A 20,653-nucleotide genomic window follows, 5' to 3' on the forward strand; every position below is an offset into this window, starting at 1 on the left:
CTCGGCGGCCGCGACCGCCGCCGAGAACGGCCCCGTGCGCCGCCGTCCGCGTCCGCTCAGGCGTGCACCCGCACCACGACCGAGACCGGCATGGAGCGCACCGGATCGGGCCGTACCCAGGAGCCGGAGTGCGGGGAGTCGATCACCAGGCCGTTGCCGACGTAGATGCCGACGTGGTGCTGCGTCGGGTAGAAGACCACGAGATCGCCCGGTTCTACCTTGCTCAACGGGATCTGCGTTCCGGCGCGCGCCTGGGCACGCACGGTGCGCGGGATCTTCACGCCGGCCACCGCCCAGACGTGCTGGGTGAAGCCGGAGCAGTCGAAGCCGCCGGCGCGGGTGGTGCCGCCCCAGCGGTAGGGGACGCCGAGGAGGGACAGCGCCTCGTGGACCGCGGCGGCCGCCTTCTTGTTCTTCGCCGGGGGCAGGTGGGCCAGCAGGGAGGAGTTGGAGTGCCGGTCCGGGGCCGGGCGGCGCGTGGCCGGGCGGGACTGCGCCGCGCTCTGATGCCGGGCGGGGGCCTTGGTCTTGGTCTTAGTCTTGGCCTTGGCGGCGCGGCGCGCGGGACGTGCCGGCTGCGAGTGCCGGGCCTCGGGCTGCGGCCCTGACGGATCAGCCTCCGCGGGGGCCGGTCGCACCGGAGCACCGGTGCCGTTCAGCGCGTCGGGCAGCGGCGCGGGATCCGGCGCCGAGGGCACATCGAGCGCCGCGGTCTGGACCGCGGGCCGCACCACGGTGCCCCCGAGGTGGTCGACAGCGGCAGCCAGCAGCGCGCTCGCGGCCAGCAGTGCGGAAACGCACCGTGCGGAGGCACGGTGCCCGGGTTTATGACATTGCATCCCGTTCACTTCCCTCGGTCTGGAGCAGGACAGATTCCTGCGATGATCCGAAGGTCGTCCTACCGTCGGGAATCAGGCTCCATGCCAGGTCACCCCCGGACGGCGCAGCGGTGAGCGGCGCGACCTGGCCGGGGCGCGGAAGGAAGGGTGACCAAAGTCGAGGGCTGTCAAACAGAACAAGGATACGAATCGGTGCTGTCGGCGCGGCTCCCGCTCGCCGACGAGCCGGCGCGCCCGCGCCACGCCGAAAATGCCGCGAGACGCACCGGAGCCCCGGCTCGCCCGCAACCGCGGCTCCCACGCCGGGAGGTGCCCCGACACGCAACAACGCCGCCCCGCCGCACGGCCCCGTGACCGTCGGAGAGGCGGCGTGTCTCGCTGCCCTGGTTCAGGCCGACCTTCCGGTCGGCCCGTCCCCCGCGCCTCGCCGACCGGCCCCGAGTCCGGCGGTGAGGCATCCCCCTGCGCTGCTGTCCTACTGCTTGCTGCCCTGCCGCCGACCAACTCGCCGGCCGCCGCGAGCCGAGCGGCCAGCCTTGTCACCGGCGGTAAGGCATCCCCCTGTCCTGCTCCCGTCCCGACCCGCCACGGACCGACCCCCCGGCCCCCGCCGGCCGAGCGGCCGGCCCCGCCTCGCCGACCGGCCCCGTGACCGACGGCGAGGCAGTCCCCCAGCCCCCACCCCCTCGCCGGCACCGGTGGCGTCGCCGCCGGCTCCGGCCCGACCGCCCCGCCGGCCCCCGCCGCGGGGCAGTCGCCCCTTCCGTCACGCCGGCCGGCCCCGTGACCGTCGGTGTGGCGGAAACTCGTGTGCTTGTTCGGATGCGGGGCCCCTCGCTCCCCGCGTCACCGAGTCATCGGTGCTCTCGGCGGATGCTCACGCCGGCTCGCAGCCGGCTGCTCTGGCCCAGTCCGAAGGTCCGGTAGGGCGCCTCGTTGTCGACGTCGTCGTCCTGGAAGTAGTCCGTGTTCACCATGGGCAATATCGGACCACGCAGCAGGCGGGACCCCTCCCCGGCGATCCGAAGTACGCTGCTGCTCGGGCTTCATTCACGCCCTGAGATCGCCACTGTCCGACCGAACAGCCGCCGCCGCCCAGCCATCCGGGCCGGGCCGCGCCGAGGAAATGGGCCACGATGCAGATACGGGACTTCATCCCGCAGGTCCTGCCGCAGAACCTGCCGAGCCTGGCCGGCGGGGTGCCGCCCGCGCCGGCCGGCACGATCTTCGTGAAGGCGGGCCCCAGCGGCTTCGCGGTCCCGCCGCGCAAGTTCACGCTGCACTTCGGGCGCGCCGAGCTCGACGTGCATGTGGTCATCGGCGGCGACGACGAGTTCGTCAGCCGCCTGGCCGGCGTCTTCACCTGCGACGGCGACGAGTGGTGGCTGCGCAACGAGGGCCGCCGGCCGATCCTGATGCCGGGTACCGAGCCGGTCCTGCGGCACCACGAGGTCTCCGTCGGCCCCGGCTACACCCCGCTGACCATCGAGACCCCGAACCGCCGCACCCACCTGCTGGAGGTGCACATCGTCGGCAACCCCAGCCAGCAGCACCGCGACGTCGGCCAGGCCCGCACCCTGACCTCCGACGTCACCGACCTGTCACCGGTCGAGCGCATGATGCTGATCGCCCTGGGCCAGCGCTACCTGCGCCGCGAGCCCTACCCGGCCCCGGTGACCTGGAAGCAGGCGGCCGACGACCTGAACGAGGCCCAGCCCAACCCGGTCCACCCCTGGACGGCCAAGGCCGTCGAGCGCCGCATCGCCGAACTGCGCGCCCGGTTGTCGACGGGCGCCGGGGCGATCCGCGGCGTCGTGAAGGAGCCCGGCATGGTCGAGCCGCTCGGCAACACGCTGAACGACAACCTGATCCGGGCCCTGCTGCGCAACGCGACGCTGGTGCCGGAGGACCTGTACGTGCTCGGCGAGAACGTCTGAGGGCGGACGGGGGCGCCACTCGGGCGAGAACGTCCAGGCGCCTCCACACTCCCCATGTCACTCACACGTGCGCGGCGTACCCGTCCGCCTTGAGCCCGTCCACGACCTGCTTCACCTCGTGCGCCCGGTCCCGGGGACACACCAGCAGCGCGTCCTCGGTGTCCACGACCACGACGTCGCGCAGCCCCACCACCGCGACCACCCGGCCGGTCGTGGACACCACCACCGAGTCCTCGACCCCGCGCAGCGTCGCGAACGCGTCGTCGGTCAGCACCACGTTCCCGTCGGCGTCGCCGTCCAGCGACTCCCCGAGCGAGTGGAAGTCCCCGATGTCGCTCCACGGGAAGTCGGCCGGGACGGTCACCACCTTCCCGGCCGCCGCGGCACCCTCCATCACCCCGTAGTCCACCGAGATCCGCTCCAGCCCGTCCCAGACGGCGCCGAAGACGGTCTCGTGGTCCGGCCCGTCCCAGGCCTCGATGATGGCGGCGACCCCCGCGTACAGCTGCGGACGCTGCCGCACCAGCTCCCCCAGGAAAGCTCGGGCTTGGAACACGAACATGCCCGCGTTCCACAGGTACTCGCCGGAAGCCAGATATGCCGCGGCGACATCCGCCGACGGCTTCTCCCGGAACTCCGCGATCCGATGCACCCCCGGCGAGATCTCCTCGGCGCGGTGCAGATACCCGAACCCGGTCTCCGGCCGCGTCGGCCGGATCCCGACGGTCACCAGCGCCCCGGTCCCCGCAGCGTCGGCGGCCAGCCGGATCAGCTCCTCGAACCGTTCCTGCCGTCCTATCAGATGGTCCGCGGAGTACACCGCCACCACCGCCGTCGGATCCCGGCGCGCGATCACCGCCGCCGCCAGCGCGATGGCCGCCAGCGAGTCCCGGGGCGCCGGCTCGACCAGGATGTTCTCCTCGGGCACCTGCGGCAGCTGGCGCGCCACGGCCGCGGCGTGCGCGACGCCGGTCACCACGTACACCTGGTTCGGATGCGACAGCGCGTCGACGCGGGCCGCCGTGGCCTGCAGCAGTGTTTGGTCGGTACCGCCGAGGCGGTGTAGAAACTTCGGGTTGGCGGCCCGCGACAGGGGCCACAAACGGGTTCCGCTACCACCGGCCAGGATCATCGAGTACACGCGGTGACACCTTCCTGGAGAGGGACGGACCGAGTCCTCACCCGGTCCTTTCCCTTATCTGCCGATCGCCGCACCCGACACGGCCCGCGCCACCGTCGGCGTGGCTGGATCAGGTTGCTGAGACCGCTCGGCCCGCCGCCGCGCGCGCCCGGTGTCTCAGCCCTCGAACGCGTACCGTCCGTCCGCGTCCCGTCGCAGCTCAGCGGTGCCGGTGACGGCGTCGACGTTCAGCGGCCCGTAGATGTGCGGGAACGGCGCGTCGGCCCCGGCACCGGGTCGTACCGCAGCGGCGCGGTCAGCTTCTCCGGGTCGATGACCAGCACCAGGAGGTCCTCGGCGTCGGCGTAGAAGGCGTTCGCCACGCCGGCGACCTGCGCGGCCGTGGAGGCGTGGATGAAGCCCTGCTCCTCGACCGTCTTGCCGCGGGTGGAGACGTGGTATTCCCCCGCCGCGACGGCGTCGGCCCAGTCGGTCCGGAAGGCGATGTGGTAGATCGTCATGCCCCAGTCTCGCCCGCGGACCCGGTCCCGTCACAAATCCCTCCTTCGCAGTCCCAGCATCGCCACACCGACCGCCGCCAGCGGCCACACGGCCAGCCACACCCAGGACTGCGCGACCGTCGGCGGTTGCAGTGGCCGGAAACCGTTGTCCGGCATCTGGCCGATCAGCGTGCCCCACGCGTGGTACGGCATCGCGTTGCTGACGTCGGCCTGGAACCCCCGGCCCTGGGTCCGCAGCAGGTTCGGCAGTCCCGCGAGGAACGCGACCGCCGCCAGACAGGCCCCGGCCGGGTGCCGGACCACCGCCCCGAACGCCAGCCCGATCACCGCCGCGACCGGCAGTGCGAACACCGCGGCCAGCAGGGTCCGGATCAGCGTCGGGGTCGGCAGCCCGGCGTGTACACCCGAACCCGACAGCTCGACGTACCCGATGCCGTAGGTCACGGCGGTGACCACCGCGCCGACGATGCCCGCCGCCACGACGAGCGCCGCCGCCTTCGCGGCCACGACCCGTTTTCGGTCCGGGACCGCGACGAGCGTGGCCCGGATCAGGCCGCTGCCGTACTCGCCGGTCATCGCCACGGCGCCGACGCAGGCCGCGCCGAGCATCAGCGCGCTCCACACGCCGGAGTTGAACTCGATGTTGGCGGGGTCGAAAGTGGCCTTGCCCAGCGGCGTCAGGAACACGTGCCCGGCCAGGAACACGGTGCTGGACGCGGCGACGAACAACGCGCCGAGCACCATGACGGCCGTGGAACGCAGCGACCACAGCTTGATCCACTCGGCGGCGGCCACGTCTCGCAGAAGCGCCCGGCGGAACCGGATGTCGGTGTGGATTTCGGTGACGGTGTTCATACGTCCCTCCGGTTCAGTACGACGGCGACGACTGCCGCCGAAACGAGCGGCCACAGTACGAAGGCGGCCAGGGCTCCGGTGAAGGTCTCGCCGCCGACGACCTTCCCGTGCCCGAGGAAGCCCAGGCGGGCCCAGGCGTAGCAGGGCAGCGCGTTGCCGACGTCGATCGCCCAACGCGTGGTCGGGCTCTTGAACAGCTGCGGCACCATGAGGAAGAACACGCACACCGCGACCATCGACGCCGCGACGTTGCGGATCAGCGTGCCGAACGCCATCCCGACCAGCGCGCACAGCGGCATCAGCACGACCGTCGAGACGAACAGCGCGGGCACGCCGGGATCGCTCGGGGCGAAGGAGAGGCGATGGCCGGCCAGGACCGCGCGGTCGAAGGCGTAGACCTCGGCGGTCACCGCCACTCCGAGCCCTGACATCACCGCCGTCAGCACCGCCACCTTGGCCGCGACCACGCGCAGCCGGTCGGGGACTGCGGTGAAGGTGGTGCGGATCAGGCCGCTGGCGTGCTCGGAGACCACGATCAGGGCGCCGAGCGCACCGGCCGCCACCATGATCGGGAGCCATTCGACGCCGGAGCCGAACAGGCCGCTGTCGGTGAAGCCGGTGCGCTGCGCCGGGGAGAAGGCCAGGTATCGGCGGTAGGTGTCGTGCGCGCCCTGCCAACCGCGGTAGCCGTACCAGGCGGTCAGGCCGAGCACCACCAGCGGTGTCGAGCGCAGCGACCAGAACTTGATCCACTCGGCGGCGACCAGGTCCCGCAGGCGCGCGGACCGAAGTGCCGTCGGTGTCGATGCCCTGGTCGGGGCCAACCCCGCGGCGTTCACCGCGCGCTCCCGGCCCGGTACTCGACGCTGGCCGAGGTCAGCGCCATGAACGCGTCCTCCAACGTGCCGGTGGAGCGCGCCGAGAACTCCGCCAGGGTCTCGTCGGCGATGAGCCGGCCGTTGCCGATCACCACCACGCGCTCGGCGGTGTGCTCCATCTCGCTCATCATGTGGCTGCTGACGAACACCGTCCGGCCCTCGGCCGCCAGCCCCCGGAACAGCCCGCGCACCCAGCGCACGCCCTCCGGGTCCAGGCCGTTCAACGGTTCGTCGAAGATCAGCACCGGGGGATCCCCGAGCAGCGCCGCCGCGATGCCCAGCCGCTGTTTCATGCCCAGGGAGAACCCGCCGACCCGGCGCCGCGCGGCCTTGGCCAGGCCCACCTCCTCCAGCACCTCCCCGACCCGTCGGGGCGGCAGGCCGTTGCTGCGGGCCAGGGCCCGCAGATGCGCCGAGGCGCTGCGGCCCTTGTGCACGTCGTCGGCCGACAGCAGGGCACCGACGTGCCGCAGCCCGGTGCCGAACTCGCGGAAGCGGCGGCCGGCGACCGTGGCCGTGCCGGAGGTCGGCGTGTTCAGGCCGAGCAGCAGGCGCAGCGTCGTGGTCTTGCCGGCGCCGTTCGGGCCCAGGAACCCGGTGACCACGCCGGGCCGCACGGTGAACGTCAGGTCCTCGACGGCTGTCACGCCGCCGAACCTCTTGGTGAGTTGGTTGACTTCGATCATGACCACTACGGTGCCGCTCTCCCCCGGCGCGCCGGATCGGGCTGGCGACCGGTCTTGGCGCCGGCGGACCGGCCGCGCGAACTAGTTCTGGCGACCGATGTGTCGCAGGGCCGGTGATCGCTAGCCTGGCCGGTGTGAACGCTCCTGTGTGGCTGGTGAACCGGCTCCGACGTCTGGCCCGGCGGCGCACGCCGACCGGGTGGTTCGACGCGTTCGCGGTGGGCGGGATGCTGCTGCTGGCCTGGCTGGTGTTCGACACGATGCCGGCCGGCCCGCATCCGCTGGTGGTCGGCCCCGGCACCGTGGACTTCCAGGGCGCGCAGCGGCTGGAGCTCGCCGTGGTGTCGGCCGCGCCGGTGGTGATGTGCCGGCGCCGTCCGGTGACCGCGCTGGCCGGGCTGCTGGTGGGGGCGGCGTGGCTGACGGCGCTCGGCGAGGGCAGCACGATGTCGCTGGTCGGGGCCGGCGCGCTGGTGTCGGTGGTGGCCGCCAGCCGGCCGCGGTGGATCGGGCTGGCCGCGACGATCACGACGTTCGCGGCCTGGACGGTGCTGGAGTTCGCCGCCACGCCCGGCGGCCCGACCCCGTACGGCCGGCTCAGCAACGCCGTCCTGCTGCTGGCCGTGGCGTTCATCGGCGGCGTGCTGATCCGCGAGCGGCGCGAGCACGGCCGGGCGCTGCGCGAGCAGGTCGCGGCCAGCGCGGTGACCGCCGAGCGGCTGCGGATAGCCCGCGAGCTGCACGACATGGTCGCGCACAGCATCGGGATCGTCGCGATCCAGGCCGGGGCGGCCAAGCGCTGCATCAGCACGCAGCCGGTGCTGGCCGCCGAGGCGCTGGAGGTCATCGAGACCACCAGCCGGGAGACCCTGACCGGGCTGCGGCACATGCTGGTCGCGCTGCGCAGGGCCGAGAACGACCGGGACAGCGGCGCGCCGATGCCGGGGCTGGACAGCCTGCCGGCGCTGGCCGACAACGCGGCCAGGGCCGGGGTCGCGGTACGGGTGCGGTTCGACGGCGAGCGCCGGGAGCTGCCGGCGGAGGTGGACCTGTCGGCGTACCGGATCGTGCAGGAGTCGGTGACGAACGTGGTGCGGCACGCGGACACGGGGCAGTGCTCGGTGGCGATCGCGTTCCGGCCTCGGGAGGTGGTGATAGAAGTGCTCGACGACGGTCGTGGCGGCCTCGCCGACGCCCCGCGCGCGGGCGGCGGGTTCGGGCTGGCCGGGATGCGGGAGCGGGTGTCGCTGTTGCACGGGTCTTTCGACGCCGGTCCGCGCCCCGAGGGCGGGTTCCGGGTGGCAGCGCGGATCCCGGCATGAGCGGCATGAACGGCATGAACGGCATAGGCAGCGCGAACGCGACGAGCGGCACGCCGCCGATCCGGGTCCTGCTGGCCGACGACCAGCCGCTGATCCGGGCCGGGCTGGTGATGGTGATCACCGACGCCCCGGACATCGAGGTGGCCGGGCAGGCCGGCACCGGCGCCGAGGCCCTGCGACAGGTCCACGACCTGCACCCGGACGTGGTGGTGATGGACATCCGGATGCCGGGGCTGGACGGGATCGAGGCCACCCGCCGGATCAAGGCCGAGGCACCGGCGACCAAGGTGCTGATGCTGACCACGTTCGACGACGACGAGAACGTGTACGGCTCGCTGCGGGCCGGGGCGAGCGGGTTCCTGCTCAAGGACATGGCGCTGGACGACATCCTGGCCGCGGTGCGCGTCGTCGCGGCCGGGGACGCGCTGATCGCGCCGAGCGTCACGCGCCGGCTCATCGCCGACTTCACCGATCAGGGCTCCGCCGCCGACCGGGCGCAGCGCGCCGAGCGGGACCAGCGGGACATCGCGGGCGGCGACGCACGGGGCAATGGCAACGGCAACGGCGGCGCACGCGGCAAGCTGGCGGGCGTCACAGAGCGCGAACACGAAGTCCTGACCCTGGTCGCGCGCGGCCTGGCCAACAGCGAGATCGCCGCCGAGCTGGTGATCAGCCTGGCCACGGCGAAGACCCACGTGGCGAACCTGCTGACCAAACTGGACGCCCGGGACCGGATCCAGCTGGTGATCCTCGCCTACGAGGCCGGGATCATGAGCTGAGTGTGGCCGGGGACAGAACTCTTAGGCGCCCTGCACAAACATGCCGCAACGGCTTGTCGCGCGAGCGGACACCTGAAAGCATTCCGCGCATGGAGATCAGTGAGTCACCGCTGGCCGAGGCCGGCCGGCGTTTCTTCAGCCCGGAGAACGCCAAGAAGTGGATCGAGCTGCTGCGCCCGGGCTTCCACCTGCGCGAGCAGAACGAGGGCGAGCCGCTGGTGGGCTACCTCGGCGGGGAGCCCCTGCTGCCGGCGGACGTGCCGTGGCCGGAGTGGGAGGGGCACGGGCCGCTGTCGTTCATCGCGGCGGTCGACTGCGGTGAGATCCCGGTGCAGGAGCTGGACATCCCCGTGCCGAGCGACGGGATGCTGTTGTTCTTCTACTTCAACGGCGTCGGCGACGACGCGGTGCAGTACCTGGACCCGGACACCATCACCGGCGGCACGCGCGTCGTCTACGTCCCCGAAGGCACCGAGAACGTGGCCCAGCGGCCCGCGCCGGAGGGCCTGGAGGCGTTCCCGCGCATCATGCTGACCGGGGAACTGATAGCGACCGCCCCGGACAACGAGAACGCGGCGCTGGTCGCGGCGTTCGGCGAGGCGGGCGACGACCCGGCCGCCGACGACGACTACACCGAGTACCCGACGGTCGGCGACGCCGACGGCGACGGCTTCTACGACGCCCTCACCTCGTTCCGCCGCGACCACTCCCCGCACCACCGGGTCGGCGGCTACGCCCTGCCCAAGGCCGGCTCGGTCACCAAGGAGGCCTCGCACGCCGTGGCCCCCGGCGACGACGACGCGGCCAAGGCGCAGCGCCGCGAGCTGCTCGACGAGCTGGTGATGCTTCTGCAGGTCGACAGCGACGGCCGCGCCGCGATGGAGTGGGGCGACACCGGGCGGCTGTACTGGCTCATCAGGCGCGAGGACCTGGCCGCCGGCGACTTCGCCAAGGCCACCTTCACCTGGCAAAGCGAGTAATGGCTGAAGGCGGACCTTCGCAGCCCCCGGAGTCCTCCCCGTCGGCCACCTCGGACGACTCGACAGACTCGCCTGCCTGGGCCGCGTGGGCCGCCTCCCAACTGCCGAGACTGATCGACCAGGCCTGCGGCGGTCCGTCACCGAGAACCTACGCTTCCTGATCACCGCGATCACCCAGGACCCGGCCGAACCGCTGGACCTGGCGGCGCCGTCCGAAACCGGACGGCGCCGCGCGCACCAAGGCGCACCGCTGCCGGAGGCACACCAGCGGCGCGCACGGCCACCGCGACTCCCTTCGGCGATGGCATCGTCAGTGGCGACCGACATCATGGGGCTCAGCTCCGACCCGGGTCGAGGGAGATCGGTAGAGAAAGCAGGGCGAAAGCAGTGGGTGCCAAGACCGAAATACTCGCCTTCGCAGAGGGCGACATCGTCGAGGCGCTGCGCCGGGGCGAGACCTCCGATCCGGTCGCCGCCGAAGGGCTCGTGCGGCGCCTTGCGCCGGGCTGGCAGGTCGAGCCCACCGGAGGCGAGGCTCTCGCCGAGGCGACCTATCCGCCGGCAGACACTGTCTATGTACTCAGCGTTCCCGGCCTGGACCTCATCTGCGTGCTGGACTTCCTGCGCTGTAACGGCCCTGCGTTGCCTGAGCGCGTCCTCGCTGAAGGCGCTGACCGCGCGATTGGAGCGAAGGAGCCCTCCTGCGCGCCATCGAAATCGATGGCGTGAACGGCGTCGTGGAGAACGTCGGGGAAGCGCTGCCGTTCGAAGCACCGTTCTGGACCGACCAACATCCGCACGAACCCGAGAAGCACATCGTCGATGCGGGACCGAGCCCTTTCCCCATGCCGTTCCACCCGCTCGGCTTCGCCATAGTTCGCCATAGAAGGCCGGCGCGCGGCCGATGACGCGATACGTTGGCCGTAGGTCTTTGCGGCTTCAACGTGACTGACCCCGACGCCCCGAGCCCGGCCGAACGGCAGGCTCAGCTGCGGGAGGCCAACGAAACCGGGCCAAGCGCTAGTCCCCCGCCTCCCGCACCAGCCGCTCGTGCAGCGCCGCCAGCGCGTCATAGACGCCCACCACGTCCGCTAGATCCCGTGCCTCCGGAATCGACGCCGCTGCCGCAACCTTGATCATGTCCGCCTGCTCCATCAGCACCGCGTACTGCTCCGCCCGCGGCGCCTGCGCCATGATCTCCTTCAGCGCCTGCAACTCGCGGATCATCACCGAGGGCATCCCCCGGCTGTTCTGCCGCACCTTCTCGAACCCGCGCCGCACCAGACGGTCGTACGAGGCCTGCGTCCGGATCAGCCGCACATGCCCCGCCCGGTCCCGGTGCACCACCTGGGGATGCCAGCGCAGCGCCACCTGACGCAGGCAGTCGCCGATCCAGTCGATGCAGCTCAGCGCCGTGAACGGGTCGTTCACCGCGGTCGACAGGGCCCGCACTGCGATCTCCACCAGCTGGTCGATCCCGAACGAGATGTCCTGCGACAGCGAGCGGTGCGGGCCGGACAGGTGCGCCATCCGCAGCGCCTCCTTGACGCGCGGGGCGGCCTCTGGCGGCGTGACCGTTGCCAGCAGCCGGCCCGCGACGATGAAGTGCCCCGGCCGGTACAGCAGGTGGATCACCGCGTCGGCCTCGGTCGCGATGCGGACCAGCTTGGAGTGCGAGACGTACTGCAGGTATCCGCTCTCCGAGGCCGTGACCACGCCGTGCTCGGCGTCCATCGCCGCCAGGATCTCCTGCGGGGAGGGCCCCAGCCGCGGGCCTCCTGGCGGCGGTGCGGCCTCCTCGTCGATGGCCTTCACCACGTCGGCGGCGATGGAGGCGATGACGTACGGCAGCTGGATCTGCACCGCGATGTGGTGGATGAAGTAGATCAGGACGCCGACGTCCAGCAGGGACAGCGCCAGCACGGTGCTGATCGAGGCGTGCGGGACGAAGTCGCCGTGTTTGCCCGGCCCGATCGAGATCAGCACCAGGATCGCGTAGGTGAACGTCCCGACGAACGTGCCCAGCGTCCACTGCGTGCCCCGGTCCCGCAGGAAGTTCCGCAGCATCCGCGGCCCGAGCTGGGTGGAGGCCAGCGTCAGCGCCACCAGGATCACCGAGAACACCACGCCGACCACGGTGATGTAGGCGGCGGCCAGCGCGGTCAGGATCTGCCGGGAGGCGTCGGCGGTCCCGCTGATCACCCACGACGGCAGCTTCACCGACCCGTTGTAGGCCGCCCGGTCCAGCAGGTAGCCGGCCCAGAACAGCAGCACCGCCGCCCCGACTTCCAGCGTCGGCACCCACCACAAGCTGGTGCGCAGCGCCTCCCGGCGCCAGCCGGGCCGCAGCTGGACGTGCGTCATGCTGGGGATGTCCCCGGGGCGCGGATCCGGACGCGCGCAATAGGCCGTCCGGGTGGCCGATCGCGCACCGGTTCCGGCATGCGACCGGCGCGCCGCAGGCCTAGGGTGGCGGACGATCCCGCATGCGCGCTGCCGACCGGTGGAAGGTGGTCACCGTGAACCCCTCCGAAGACGCCGACAAGCTGCCCGAACCGCCCCTGGAACCGTCGGTCGGCGCCACCCCGGACGCCCCGCCGAGCTCGCGCCCCTACCACCACCCCTCCGCCGGCTGGGGCGCGGCCAAGAGCGTCACGCACGTGCTCCTGGCGCAGGGCGAACTCCGCGAGGGCACCCGCGCCATCCTGAAGATGAACCACGAGAACGGCGGCTTCGACTGCCCCGGATGCGCCTGGCCGGACTCCCTCAAGGGCATCCACCTGGACATCTGCGAGAACGGCATCAAGCACGTCACCTGGGAGATGACCCGCAAGCGCGCCGGCCGCGAGTTCTTCGCCGCGCACACCGTCTCCGAGCTCGAACAGTGGACCGACTTCGCCCTCGAGGACCAGGGCCGCCTAACCGAGCCCATGGTCTACGACGCCGAGACCGACCACTATGTGCCGATCGGCTGGGAGGACGCCTTCGAGCTGATCGGCAGCACCCTGCGCGCCCTGGACGACCCGAACCAGGCCGCCTTCTACACCTCCGGCCGCCTCGGCAACGAGGCCACGTTCCTGTACCAGCTGCTGGCCCGCGAGCTGGGCACCAACAACCTCCCGGACTGCTCCAACATGTGCCACGAGGCCAGCGGCCGGGCCCTGACCGCGGCGCTCGGCACCGGCAAGGGCACCTGCGACCTCAAGGACTGGGAGAGCACCGACGCGCTGTTCGTCCTGGGCGTCAACGCCGCCTCCAACGCCCCGCGCATGCTGACCTCGCTGGCCGAGGCCTACCGCCGCGGCGCGCAGATCGTGCACATCAACCCGCTGGTCGAGGCGGCGGCGACGCGCACGATCGTGCCGCACGAGTTCGTGCAGATGGCGCTGAACAAGGCCACGAAGACCAGCACCCTGAACATCCAGCCGCGCATCGGCGGCGACATGGCCCTGATCCGGGGCATGGCCAAGGCCGTGCTGGAGTGGTCGGAGGCCGACCCGAAGGCGCTGGACGAGGAGTTCATCGCCCGGCACACGCAGGACTTCGAGGTGTACCGCACCCTGGTCCAGGACACCTCCTGGGACGAGATCGAGCGGCAGTCGGCGGTCAGCCGCCAGGACATCCGCAAGGCCGCGCAGGTGTACCGGACGGCCGACCGGAGCGTCATCAGCTGGTGCCTGGGCATCACGCAGCACGAACACGGCGTCGACACCATCCGCGAGATCGTCAACCTCCTGCTGCTGCGCGGCAACATCGGCCGCGAGGGCGCCGGGCCGTCGCCGGTGCGCGGACACAGCAACGTCCAGGGCAACCGCACCTGCGGCATCGACCACCGGCCCAAGCCGGAGTTCCTGGACCGGCTGGCGGAGGTGTGCCAGATCGACCCGCCCCGGGAGTTCGGCAAGGACACGGTCACCACGATCGAGGCCATGCACCGCGGCGAGGTGAAGGTGTTCTGCGGCATGGGAGGCAACTTCGCCCTCGCCGCCCCGGACACCCGCTACACCTACGACGCGCTGCGCGAGTGCGAGCTGACCTTCCACGTCAGCACCAAGCTGAACCGCAGCCACCTGGTGCACGGCCGGAAGGCGCTGATCCTGCCGTGCCTGGGCCGCACCGAGAAGGACCACCAGCGCGGCGGCGTGCAGCACCTTTCGGTCGAGGACTCGATGAGCATGGTGCACCTGTCGGTCGGGATGAAGAAGCCGGCGTCGCCGTACCTGCTGTCGGAGCCGGCGATCATCGCCGGGATCGCCAAGGCCGCGCTGCCGAGGACGAAGACGCCGTGGGAGTGGTACGTCGAGGACTACGACCGCATCCGCGACACCATGGCGAAGGTGCTGGACGGCTTCGAGGACTTCAACCGCCGCGTGCGGCTCCCGCTCGGCTTCCGGATCAAGCAGCCGGCGCGCGAGCTGGTGTTCCTGACACCGTCGGGCAAGGCCGAGTTCTCCGCCGCACCGCTGCCCGACGCGGTCCCGGCCCCCGGCACCCTTTCACTGGGCACGATGCGTTCACACGACCAGTGGAACACGACCATCTACAGCGACGACGACCGCTACCGCGGGATCAAGAACCTGCGGACGCTGGTGTTCATGAACAAGGACGACATGCGGGAGCGGGGCGTCGCGCAGTTCGAGCCGGTGGACATCACGGCGACGTCAAAGGACGGCTCGAAGCGCACGCTGCGCGGATTCCTGGCCGTCGAGTACGCGATTCCACGGGGGTGCGCGGCCGGGTACATGCCGGAGATGAACGTGCTGGTCGGCATCAAGGACTACAGCGCGCAGAGCGACCAGCCGCTGATGAAGAACCTGAAGGTGCGCATCGAGCGCTCGAGGCAGGAGGCCGCGGAGTCTTCGAACACGGTGACGGCGCGCGCGCCGGAGGCCACGGTCACGGCACAATAGGGAGGGTACGGCGACCAGGCTGTGAGGCTGGTCGCCGTACGCGTGCTGTACGACATCCCCCTGTGTGCCGAGGCCGACTGACATCAGACGTCGAGGAACGCCGCGATACGGGTGCTGAGGTCCTTGAGCGATTCGCCGGGGTCAACATGGAGGTGGACTGTCAACTCCCAGTCCGGTGACTGCTCAACCGGTTCTGGGAAGCGCAGGGTCCAGTCCAGTTGGATCGCCTTGCCGACATGACGTGCCCGGACTTCAAGGTCACCTCGTGACGAGGTCCAGACCCGTTCGCCGCTCCACCCCCGGAAGTCGTTGTCGAGCGTCTGGACGAAGGCGTCGAGCCCGTCGCCGTTGAGTGTCTCGATCCCCATCGACGCCGACAACCCGTGGGCATCGACTCGGACGCCGAAAACGACCAGAGCATCGTTGTGGGGACGGCGGCATTCGTGGAGCGTGACGACATCGCCGGCGCACCGGTGCGGGATCGCCACCTCGTCGAAGGTCTCAGTCTCACGGTTCACGGAGACATGGTCTCAAGCCCGCCGACTCCGGCTCGGCCTGGACCACCCGCGGCTGTGCGGCCGCGCCCGGACTGGGGGAGCTAACCTTGTCGGGGCCGGTGACCAGGGTTCCTCCAGCTGGGGAACCGCGGCCTATCGTAGGGGGGAAACAGAGGCATGCGCCCGTTTCTGCAGGCGCTACCGGCGCTGCTCGGCGTGTTGTTCGGCGCGGCGGCCACGTACCTCAGCACGACTGCGACGGAGCGCTCGCGGTGGCGGCGGGCGCAATCAGTGCGCTGGGACGAGCGGCGGATCGCCGCCTACACCGACTACGCGCATTCGTTGAAGCACCTCATCACCGTCATCGTGCGGATCGCGGCCTTCAACGGCGTGCACCCCGAGGATGATCCGCTCGATCCCGCCGAGGGGCTGCCGCTGCTGGCGGCGGCCGGGGAGGACCGGACGGTGAAGTGGGAGGCGGTCCTCATGCTCGGAGGCCCCGACGTGATCAAGGCGGCCCGGTCCTGGCATCAGATGGCCTCGGAGCTTCAAGCTCTCGCCCTCGGCCGGTCCTCCAGCATGACCTGGATCGAGACCATCGAGGCCACGAGCCAGGCCCGGCGTGGGTTCTACGAGGCCGTTCGGCGCGAGTTGGAGATACCGATCTCGGGACCCACCGATGTGTTCGAGTGGCAGATGACCAAGTACTTGGAGAGCACAACCACTCCCGCCCCGCCGCTCGCCGCCGACCCCGACTGAGGCCTCGGCCGATACCCGGGCTGAGCCCCGTCTGAGCCCGCCACCGACCCCGCTGACCACACGAATGGATTCGACCGCAGGTCATCGGCGTCCACCGGCGCGACAGTGGCCAGGTGGACATCTCCGAACTGACGCCCGAAACCCTGGTCACGCTGCGCGCCTCGCGTCCTTATCCGGCGGTCACCATGGTGATGCCGGTCGATCCGAAGGCGCCCTTCAGCGAGAAGGACCGCATCCTGCTGCGCGGGCTGTGCACCGAGGCGCAGCGGCAGCTGGCTGAGGACCAGGACGTCGAGCGGGATGTGCGGCTCGCGCTGCGGGATGGCAAGATCTCGCCGGATGCCATCGCCGAGCTCGTTGATCCCGGTGTGCCCGCCGGTGAGCTGGTCGTCTACCTCAGTGCGGCGGAGCCGACGCAGGTCTGGCAGGTGCCGACGGACGCCGAGGTGCGGCCGCGGGTGGAGTTCGCCGACCGGTACCTGACGCGGTATCTGGCCGCGGCCGAACAGCGGTCGTGGCCGTACCTGGTGCTGGTGCTGGACCAGGAGATGTGCCGGCTGTTCCGGGGCGCGGCCTCGCGGCTGCGGGAGGTGAAGGAGCACGGCTTTCCCGACGCGCCGGCGATCCCGTCGCCGGAGGACGCGGTGCCGGGGCCGATCCCGCGCGCGCAGCCGTACGAGGCGCACGAGGAGTACGTCAAGCAGTACTTGCGCACCGTCGACAAGAACCTCGGCCGGGCGCTGAAGGCGCACAACGGGCTGCCGCTGTTCGTCATCGGCGGCGACAAGATCCTCGCGGCCTTCCTGGAGCTCACCATCTACCGTGACCTGGTCGCCGGGACCCTGCCGCTGACCGGTATGGACAAGGAAACCCCGGCTGACCTGGCCAAGCGGATCGCGCCGACGATCGAGGCGTACCGCGGCGAGCAGGTCGAGCGCGCGGTGGGCGAGCTGGGCGACGCGCGGTCGCAGAACAAGTACGTCGGCGGCCCGGCGGAGGTCTGGACGGCCGTGGCCGACAAGCGCGTCTACCGCCTGCTGGTCGAGGAGGGCCTGCTGATCGCCGGCAAGGTCGGCGGCGACGGCCGCGAGCTGACGACCGTGCCCTTCCCGGAGCCGGTCACGCTGCCGCAGCCGAAGGAGGACTTCGAGCCGCCGGAGCCCGGAGTGGCCACCGACATCGTCGAGCTGCTGGTCGAGAACGCGGTGGAGGGCGGCGCGCTGGTGGTGTTCGTGCCGGACGAGACGTTGGCTGACGCGGCCGGGGTGGCGGCGGTGCTGCGGTACTGAGGGTGGCGGCGGTGCTGGGGTACTGAGGGCAGCCGGGAGCTGGCTCAGCACATCGACTTCAGCACCTCGGCTCGGAGGTACTCGGAGGTACACCGACACAGAGGTACCTCGACACCGAGGTACACCGACACCGAAGTACATCGACACCGAGATACCTCGACGCGGAGGTATCTCGGTGTCGAGGTACCTCGATTCGAGGTACTTACTTCCCGAGCGCCTCCAGCATGTCCGCGGCGATCTGCGCCGAAGACTGCGGGTTCTGCCCCGTGTGCAGGTTCCGGTCGGTCTCGGTGTGCGGCTGGTACGCCGGCCCCTCGACGAAGTCGGCGCCGCGCTCGACCAGCTCGTCCTCCAGCAGGTAGCGCATGTTGTCGGCGAGGCCGCCCTGGCGCTCCTCCTCGTCGGTGAAGCCGGTGAGGCGGTAGCCGGCGATCGTCGGGGTGCCGTCGTCGCGGCGGGCGGCGAGCAGGGCGGCCGCGCCGTGGCAGACCGTGCCGACCGGTATGCCCGCCGCCAGTGCCTCGGTGAGCAGGCGGCCGGAGACCTCGTCGGTGGCCAGGTCCTCCATCGGGGCGTGGCCGCCGGGGACGTAGACCGCCTCGTAGCCGTCGAGTTCGACGTCGTCCAGGACCAGCGGGGTGCGCAGGTCCGGGAGGTGGTCCAGCTCGGCGCCGTCCTGGGCGTTCAGGCTGCGCGGGTCCGGCTGCGGGACCAGGCCGGCCGGGGTGGTGAACTTGACGTCGAAGCCGGCCTCGGTGAACGCCTTGTACGGCACGAGCAGTTCCTCGGCCCAGAAGCCGGTGGTGCGCAGGGTGGCGTCCTTCATCGTCAACTGGTGCGCGGCGCTGACGATGAACAGGACCCGGGGGCGGCCTGCGGCCGGAGGTTGTTCAGACATGTGTCCAGACTCGCAGGCGGGGCGCCGCAGGCAACCGCACGGCGCCCGTCCGCGTGAGTCGAAGCCGACCGCGCTACCGCTTCGTGAAGGCCTCGAACGTGTTGCTGAACTGCCACGTGTTCTGCGCGACGCCTGAGCAGCCGTCACTGCCGGCGGTCCCGACGCAGCCGCCGTTGTCGCGCTCCAGCGCCCAGAACGAGAGCTCCGCGAGCCCCTTCTTCGCGGCCCACTTCTCGATGGCGACGGCGTCGGCGGGGGTGGTGACCTCCGGCGGCCCGAAGTCGTCGATGCCGATCATCTCGGTGACGCCGAGGTGGTGGTAGAGCTCGGAGTCGGACTCGTGCGGGTACACCGCGCGCAGCTGCTGCACCACCGCGGCGGCGGCCGTGGCCGTGTCGGCGGCCATCTCGTGCGGCTGGTTGTCGTAGTAGTCGAACGTCATGATGTTGACGATGTCGATGCGCGCGTGGTTCGCGACCGCGTTCTGGATCACGTTCACGCCGGTGGGCACGTTCAGCCCGGTCATGTTCGTGCCGACCGTGTAGACGAACTGCACGCGCCGCCCGGTCCGCTCGGCCCAGTCCTCGACGATCTTGATCGCCTTGTTCCGCCGGTCCACGCCGGCCGCGTTGGACTCGGAGAAGTCCTCGACGTCGAAGTCCAGCCGCGTGACGCCATAGGTGGTGACCACGGACTCGTAGTCCTGCGCGATCTTGTTCACGTCGGTGCAGCTGTCGGCGATCTCCTCCTGGCCGTGGTCGGCGGCGTACCCGCCGAAGGAGGGCACGACGTCGCCGCCGGCCGCCCGGATCTTCGCGATGTCCGCGCCGTAGTGCGACCAGGCGATCGGCGCGGCCGGGTTCCCGTTCCAGTCGATGTCGCAGGAGCCCGGCGCCGGGGTCTGGATGAACGCCAGTGTCAGGTACTTGTTGCCGGAGGCGGCGGCCAGCGCGGCCGGGCTGTCGGTGGTGTAGCCCTCGAAGTAGGGCGCGAAGATGTGCTTCGGCAGCTGCCGGCAGTCGGCGGACGCCGTGGCGCCGGACAGCGACGCGGCGGCCGCCAGCGCGGCCACGGCGGCCACCAGGGTGGTTCGGGTTCGGGTGCGCTTCACGGGCCCTCCCGGCTCGACTTTTCGTCAGTAAGGATTACTAACTGATGCGCGACAGTAGGGGGACGGCAGCCGCAGGTCAAGACCCTGGTTCAAGATCGGGTTCAGGGTTGGCGCGGCCCGACGTTCAACCTCAGGTCGAGGGTTCGGCGTTCAAGCTCAGGCGCAGCTTCAGGACATCCGGCCCGCCGTTGGTCATATGGTGGGACGGCGCGCCAGCGCATCGACCCCGGGAGGCCACCGCGATGGAGACCCTGGACCTGCACGGCGTCTTCCGCGACGACCGCGCCATCTACCGCACCGTCCAGCAGGCCCTGTTCCGCTGCTCCGCGACCGGCGTCGACGTCCTGGAGATCATCCCGGGCCGCGGCGCGGGCACGCTGAAGCGGCGGGTGATGGCGTTCCTCGGACAGCAGCAACTCCGGCGGCTCTATGCGCGGGTCGAGGAGGACCCGAACAACGCGGGGCGGATTCTGGTGCACTTCCGGTAACTGCGGTTGTTACACGACAACCCGAACCGTTCCGCGATCAAAAGTCGTCTGACCTGATGTGACGGACTCCCGGGACCACGCCTACTGGAACCACAACGTCGCGCACCACGACCGCATCGTGCGCGCCATGCCGCCGTACTGCCGCACGGCGCTGGACGTCGGCTGCGGCGACGGCCTGCTCGCGCAGAAGATGGCCGCGCGCGCCACGTGGGTCGTGGCCCTGGACGCGTCGCCGGAGATGGCCGAGCAGGCCCGCCGCCGCACCGCCGGCCTGGACGTCGAGGTCGTCGAGGCCGACTTCCTGGCCGCGGTCCGCGACGGCGTGCTCCCCCGCCACTCCTTCAGCTTCGTCACCTCCGTCGCCGCGCTGCACCACATGGACCCCGGGCCCGCGCTCCAAGCCATGGCCTCGCTCCTGGAGCCCGGCGGCCGGCTGGCGGTGGCCGGCCTGGCGATGAGCCGGTCGGCGCTGGACTGGCTGATCGCGGCAGCGCAGATCCCGCTGATGCACACCATCCGCCTCGCGCACGGCGGCACGTCGGGCCCGGACGGCATGCCGGTGAGCTTCGACGCCATCCCGTCCTGGGCGGAGTCGAAGAAGACGGCGCTGGAGGCGCTGCCCGGGGCCCGCTGGCACCGGACGTTGCAGATGCGGTACTTGATCGAGTGGACGGCACCGGGGCGGGCGCCGATGGGGCTGCGGCCGACGCCTGCGGCCAGGCCGACAAACGATCACCAGCCGCTGGTCTGAGGCGCACGGGGAAAGCGCTGTGACCGCGTGTAC

Annotated in this window: 22 protein-coding genes; 11 read left to right on the plus strand and 11 right to left on the minus strand. The window is 71.2% G+C overall.

Translation table 11 applies throughout. The features are described 5' to 3' along the window. Positions 1 to 56 precede the first annotated feature (56 nt). Together ABH920_RS24375 and ABH920_RS24380 are read right to left on the minus strand one after the other, a co-directional pair. Complete coding sequence (locus ABH920_RS24375) at positions 57 to 839, minus strand: C40 family peptidase (RefSeq protein ID WP_370351418.1); 783 nt, start codon at positions 837 to 839, stop codon at positions 57 to 59. 854 nt (positions 840 to 1,693) lie between these two features. Continuing rightward, on the minus strand, positions 1,694 to 1,816 hold the full coding sequence (locus ABH920_RS24380) for a hypothetical protein (protein ID WP_370351419.1): 123 nt from the start codon (positions 1,814 to 1,816) through the stop codon (positions 1,694 to 1,696). A 159-nt stretch (positions 1,817 to 1,975) separates the two neighbouring features. On the opposite strand from ABH920_RS24380, the gene ABH920_RS24385 reads away from it, so the two are divergent. Further along, the gene (locus ABH920_RS24385) at positions 1,976 to 2,776 is read left to right on the plus strand and encodes an FHA domain-containing protein (RefSeq protein ID WP_370351420.1); all 801 of its coding nucleotides are present in this window, start codon (positions 1,976 to 1,978) and stop codon (positions 2,774 to 2,776) included. Between the two features lie 61 nt (positions 2,777 to 2,837). On the opposite strand, the gene ABH920_RS24390 is transcribed toward ABH920_RS24385, so the two are convergent. From ABH920_RS24390 to ABH920_RS24410, 5 genes are all read right to left on the minus strand, one after another. After that, entirely contained in the window at positions 2,838 to 3,908 is a 1,071-nt protein-coding gene (locus ABH920_RS24390) for a mannose-1-phosphate guanylyltransferase (RefSeq protein WP_370351500.1), read from the minus strand. 236 nt (positions 3,909 to 4,144) lie between these two features. Then, positions 4,145 to 4,417: a DUF952 domain-containing protein gene (locus tag ABH920_RS24395; protein WP_370351421.1), complete on the minus strand. Its 273-nt coding sequence runs from the start codon at positions 4,415 to 4,417 to the stop codon at positions 4,145 to 4,147. Positions 4,418 to 4,447: 30 nt separating this feature from the next. Continuing rightward, complete coding sequence (locus ABH920_RS24400) at positions 4,448 to 5,272, minus strand: hypothetical protein (RefSeq protein WP_370351422.1); 825 nt, start codon at positions 5,270 to 5,272, stop codon at positions 4,448 to 4,450. Then, on the minus strand, positions 5,269 to 6,111 hold the full coding sequence (locus ABH920_RS24405; RefSeq protein ID WP_370351423.1) for a hypothetical protein: 843 nt from the start codon (positions 6,109 to 6,111) through the stop codon (positions 5,269 to 5,271). Before ABH920_RS24405 ends, ABH920_RS24400 begins: the two co-directional genes overlap by 4 nt. Next, entirely contained in the window at positions 6,108 to 6,836 is a 729-nt protein-coding gene (locus ABH920_RS24410; RefSeq protein WP_370351424.1) for an ABC transporter ATP-binding protein, read from the minus strand. The genes ABH920_RS24405 and ABH920_RS24410 overlap by 4 nt, the downstream gene beginning before the upstream one ends. Positions 6,837 to 6,970: 134 nt before the next feature. Here ABH920_RS24410 and ABH920_RS24415 point away from each other — a divergent pair, with 134 nt between their 5' ends. From ABH920_RS24415 to ABH920_RS24435, 5 genes are all read left to right on the plus strand, one after another. Continuing rightward, a complete protein-coding gene (locus ABH920_RS24415; protein ID WP_370351425.1) occupies positions 6,971 to 8,158 on the plus strand; it encodes a sensor histidine kinase in 1,188 nt (395 codons plus the stop codon). 5 nt (positions 8,159 to 8,163) lie between these two features. Continuing rightward, the gene (locus ABH920_RS24420; protein WP_370351501.1) at positions 8,164 to 8,937 is read left to right on the plus strand and encodes a response regulator; all 774 of its coding nucleotides are present in this window, start codon (positions 8,164 to 8,166) and stop codon (positions 8,935 to 8,937) included. A gap of 89 nt (positions 8,938 to 9,026) precedes the next feature. After that, entirely contained in the window at positions 9,027 to 9,917 is an 891-nt protein-coding gene (locus ABH920_RS24425) for a YwqG family protein (protein WP_370351426.1), read from the plus strand. Positions 9,918 to 10,304: 387 nt separating this feature from the next. Then, positions 10,305 to 10,646 (plus strand): hypothetical protein, encoded by a 342-nt coding sequence (locus ABH920_RS24430; protein WP_370351427.1) that lies wholly within the window; start codon positions 10,305 to 10,307, stop codon positions 10,644 to 10,646. Beyond that, positions 10,643 to 10,825, plus strand: a complete 183-nt coding sequence (locus ABH920_RS24435; protein ID WP_370351428.1) for a hypothetical protein — start codon at positions 10,643 to 10,645, stop codon at positions 10,823 to 10,825. The genes ABH920_RS24430 and ABH920_RS24435 overlap by 4 nt, the downstream gene beginning before the upstream one ends. Positions 10,826 to 10,937: 112 nt before the next feature. On the opposite strand, the gene ABH920_RS24440 is transcribed toward ABH920_RS24435, so the two are convergent. After that, positions 10,938 to 12,281 carry a DUF2254 domain-containing protein gene (locus ABH920_RS24440; protein ID WP_370351429.1) on the minus strand — a complete coding sequence of 448 codons (1,344 nt, stop codon included), beginning with the start codon at positions 12,279 to 12,281 and terminating at the stop codon, positions 10,938 to 10,940. Between the two features lie 155 nt (positions 12,282 to 12,436). Between ABH920_RS24440 and ABH920_RS24445 the strand changes: the two genes are divergently transcribed. Then, positions 12,437 to 14,827 carry an FdhF/YdeP family oxidoreductase gene (locus ABH920_RS24445; RefSeq protein ID WP_370351430.1) on the plus strand — a complete coding sequence of 797 codons (2,391 nt, stop codon included), beginning with the start codon at positions 12,437 to 12,439 and terminating at the stop codon, positions 14,825 to 14,827. An 83-nt stretch (positions 14,828 to 14,910) separates the two neighbouring features. On the opposite strand, the gene ABH920_RS24450 is transcribed toward ABH920_RS24445, so the two are convergent. Beyond that, positions 14,911 to 15,345 (minus strand): DUF6228 family protein, encoded by a 435-nt coding sequence (locus ABH920_RS24450; protein WP_370351431.1) that lies wholly within the window; start codon positions 15,343 to 15,345, stop codon positions 14,911 to 14,913. A 156-nt stretch (positions 15,346 to 15,501) separates the two neighbouring features. Between ABH920_RS24450 and ABH920_RS24455 the strand changes: the two genes are divergently transcribed. Both ABH920_RS24455 and ABH920_RS24460 read left to right on the plus strand, forming a co-directional pair. Then, complete coding sequence (locus ABH920_RS24455; RefSeq protein WP_370351432.1) at positions 15,502 to 16,083, plus strand: hypothetical protein; 582 nt, start codon at positions 15,502 to 15,504, stop codon at positions 16,081 to 16,083. Between the two features lie 113 nt (positions 16,084 to 16,196). Next, positions 16,197 to 17,372 carry a hypothetical protein gene (locus ABH920_RS24460; protein WP_370351433.1) on the plus strand — a complete coding sequence of 392 codons (1,176 nt, stop codon included), beginning with the start codon at positions 16,197 to 16,199 and terminating at the stop codon, positions 17,370 to 17,372. Positions 17,373 to 17,574: 202 nt separating this feature from the next. Here ABH920_RS24460 and ABH920_RS24465 read toward each other — a convergent pair whose 3' ends face one another. Together ABH920_RS24465 and ABH920_RS24470 are read right to left on the minus strand one after the other, a co-directional pair. Next, a complete protein-coding gene (locus ABH920_RS24465; RefSeq protein ID WP_370351434.1) occupies positions 17,575 to 18,270 on the minus strand; it encodes a type 1 glutamine amidotransferase domain-containing protein in 696 nt (231 codons plus the stop codon). A 73-nt stretch (positions 18,271 to 18,343) separates the two neighbouring features. Continuing rightward, on the minus strand, positions 18,344 to 19,381 hold the full coding sequence (locus tag ABH920_RS24470) for a glycosyl hydrolase family 18 protein (RefSeq protein WP_370351435.1): 1,038 nt from the start codon (positions 19,379 to 19,381) through the stop codon (positions 18,344 to 18,346). Between the two features lie 242 nt (positions 19,382 to 19,623). On the opposite strand from ABH920_RS24470, the gene ABH920_RS24475 reads away from it, so the two are divergent. After that, complete coding sequence (locus ABH920_RS24475) at positions 19,624 to 19,869, plus strand: Smr/MutS family protein (protein WP_370351436.1); 246 nt, start codon at positions 19,624 to 19,626, stop codon at positions 19,867 to 19,869. A 58-nt stretch (positions 19,870 to 19,927) separates the two neighbouring features. Beyond that, on the plus strand, positions 19,928 to 20,620 hold the full coding sequence (locus ABH920_RS24480; RefSeq protein WP_370351437.1) for a class I SAM-dependent methyltransferase: 693 nt from the start codon (positions 19,928 to 19,930) through the stop codon (positions 20,618 to 20,620). The last annotated feature ends 33 nt before the right edge of the window (positions 20,621 to 20,653 follow it).

This window comes from Catenulispora sp. EB89 (assembly GCF_041261445.1).
Taxonomy (GTDB): domain Bacteria; phylum Actinomycetota; class Actinomycetes; order Streptomycetales; family Catenulisporaceae; genus Catenulispora.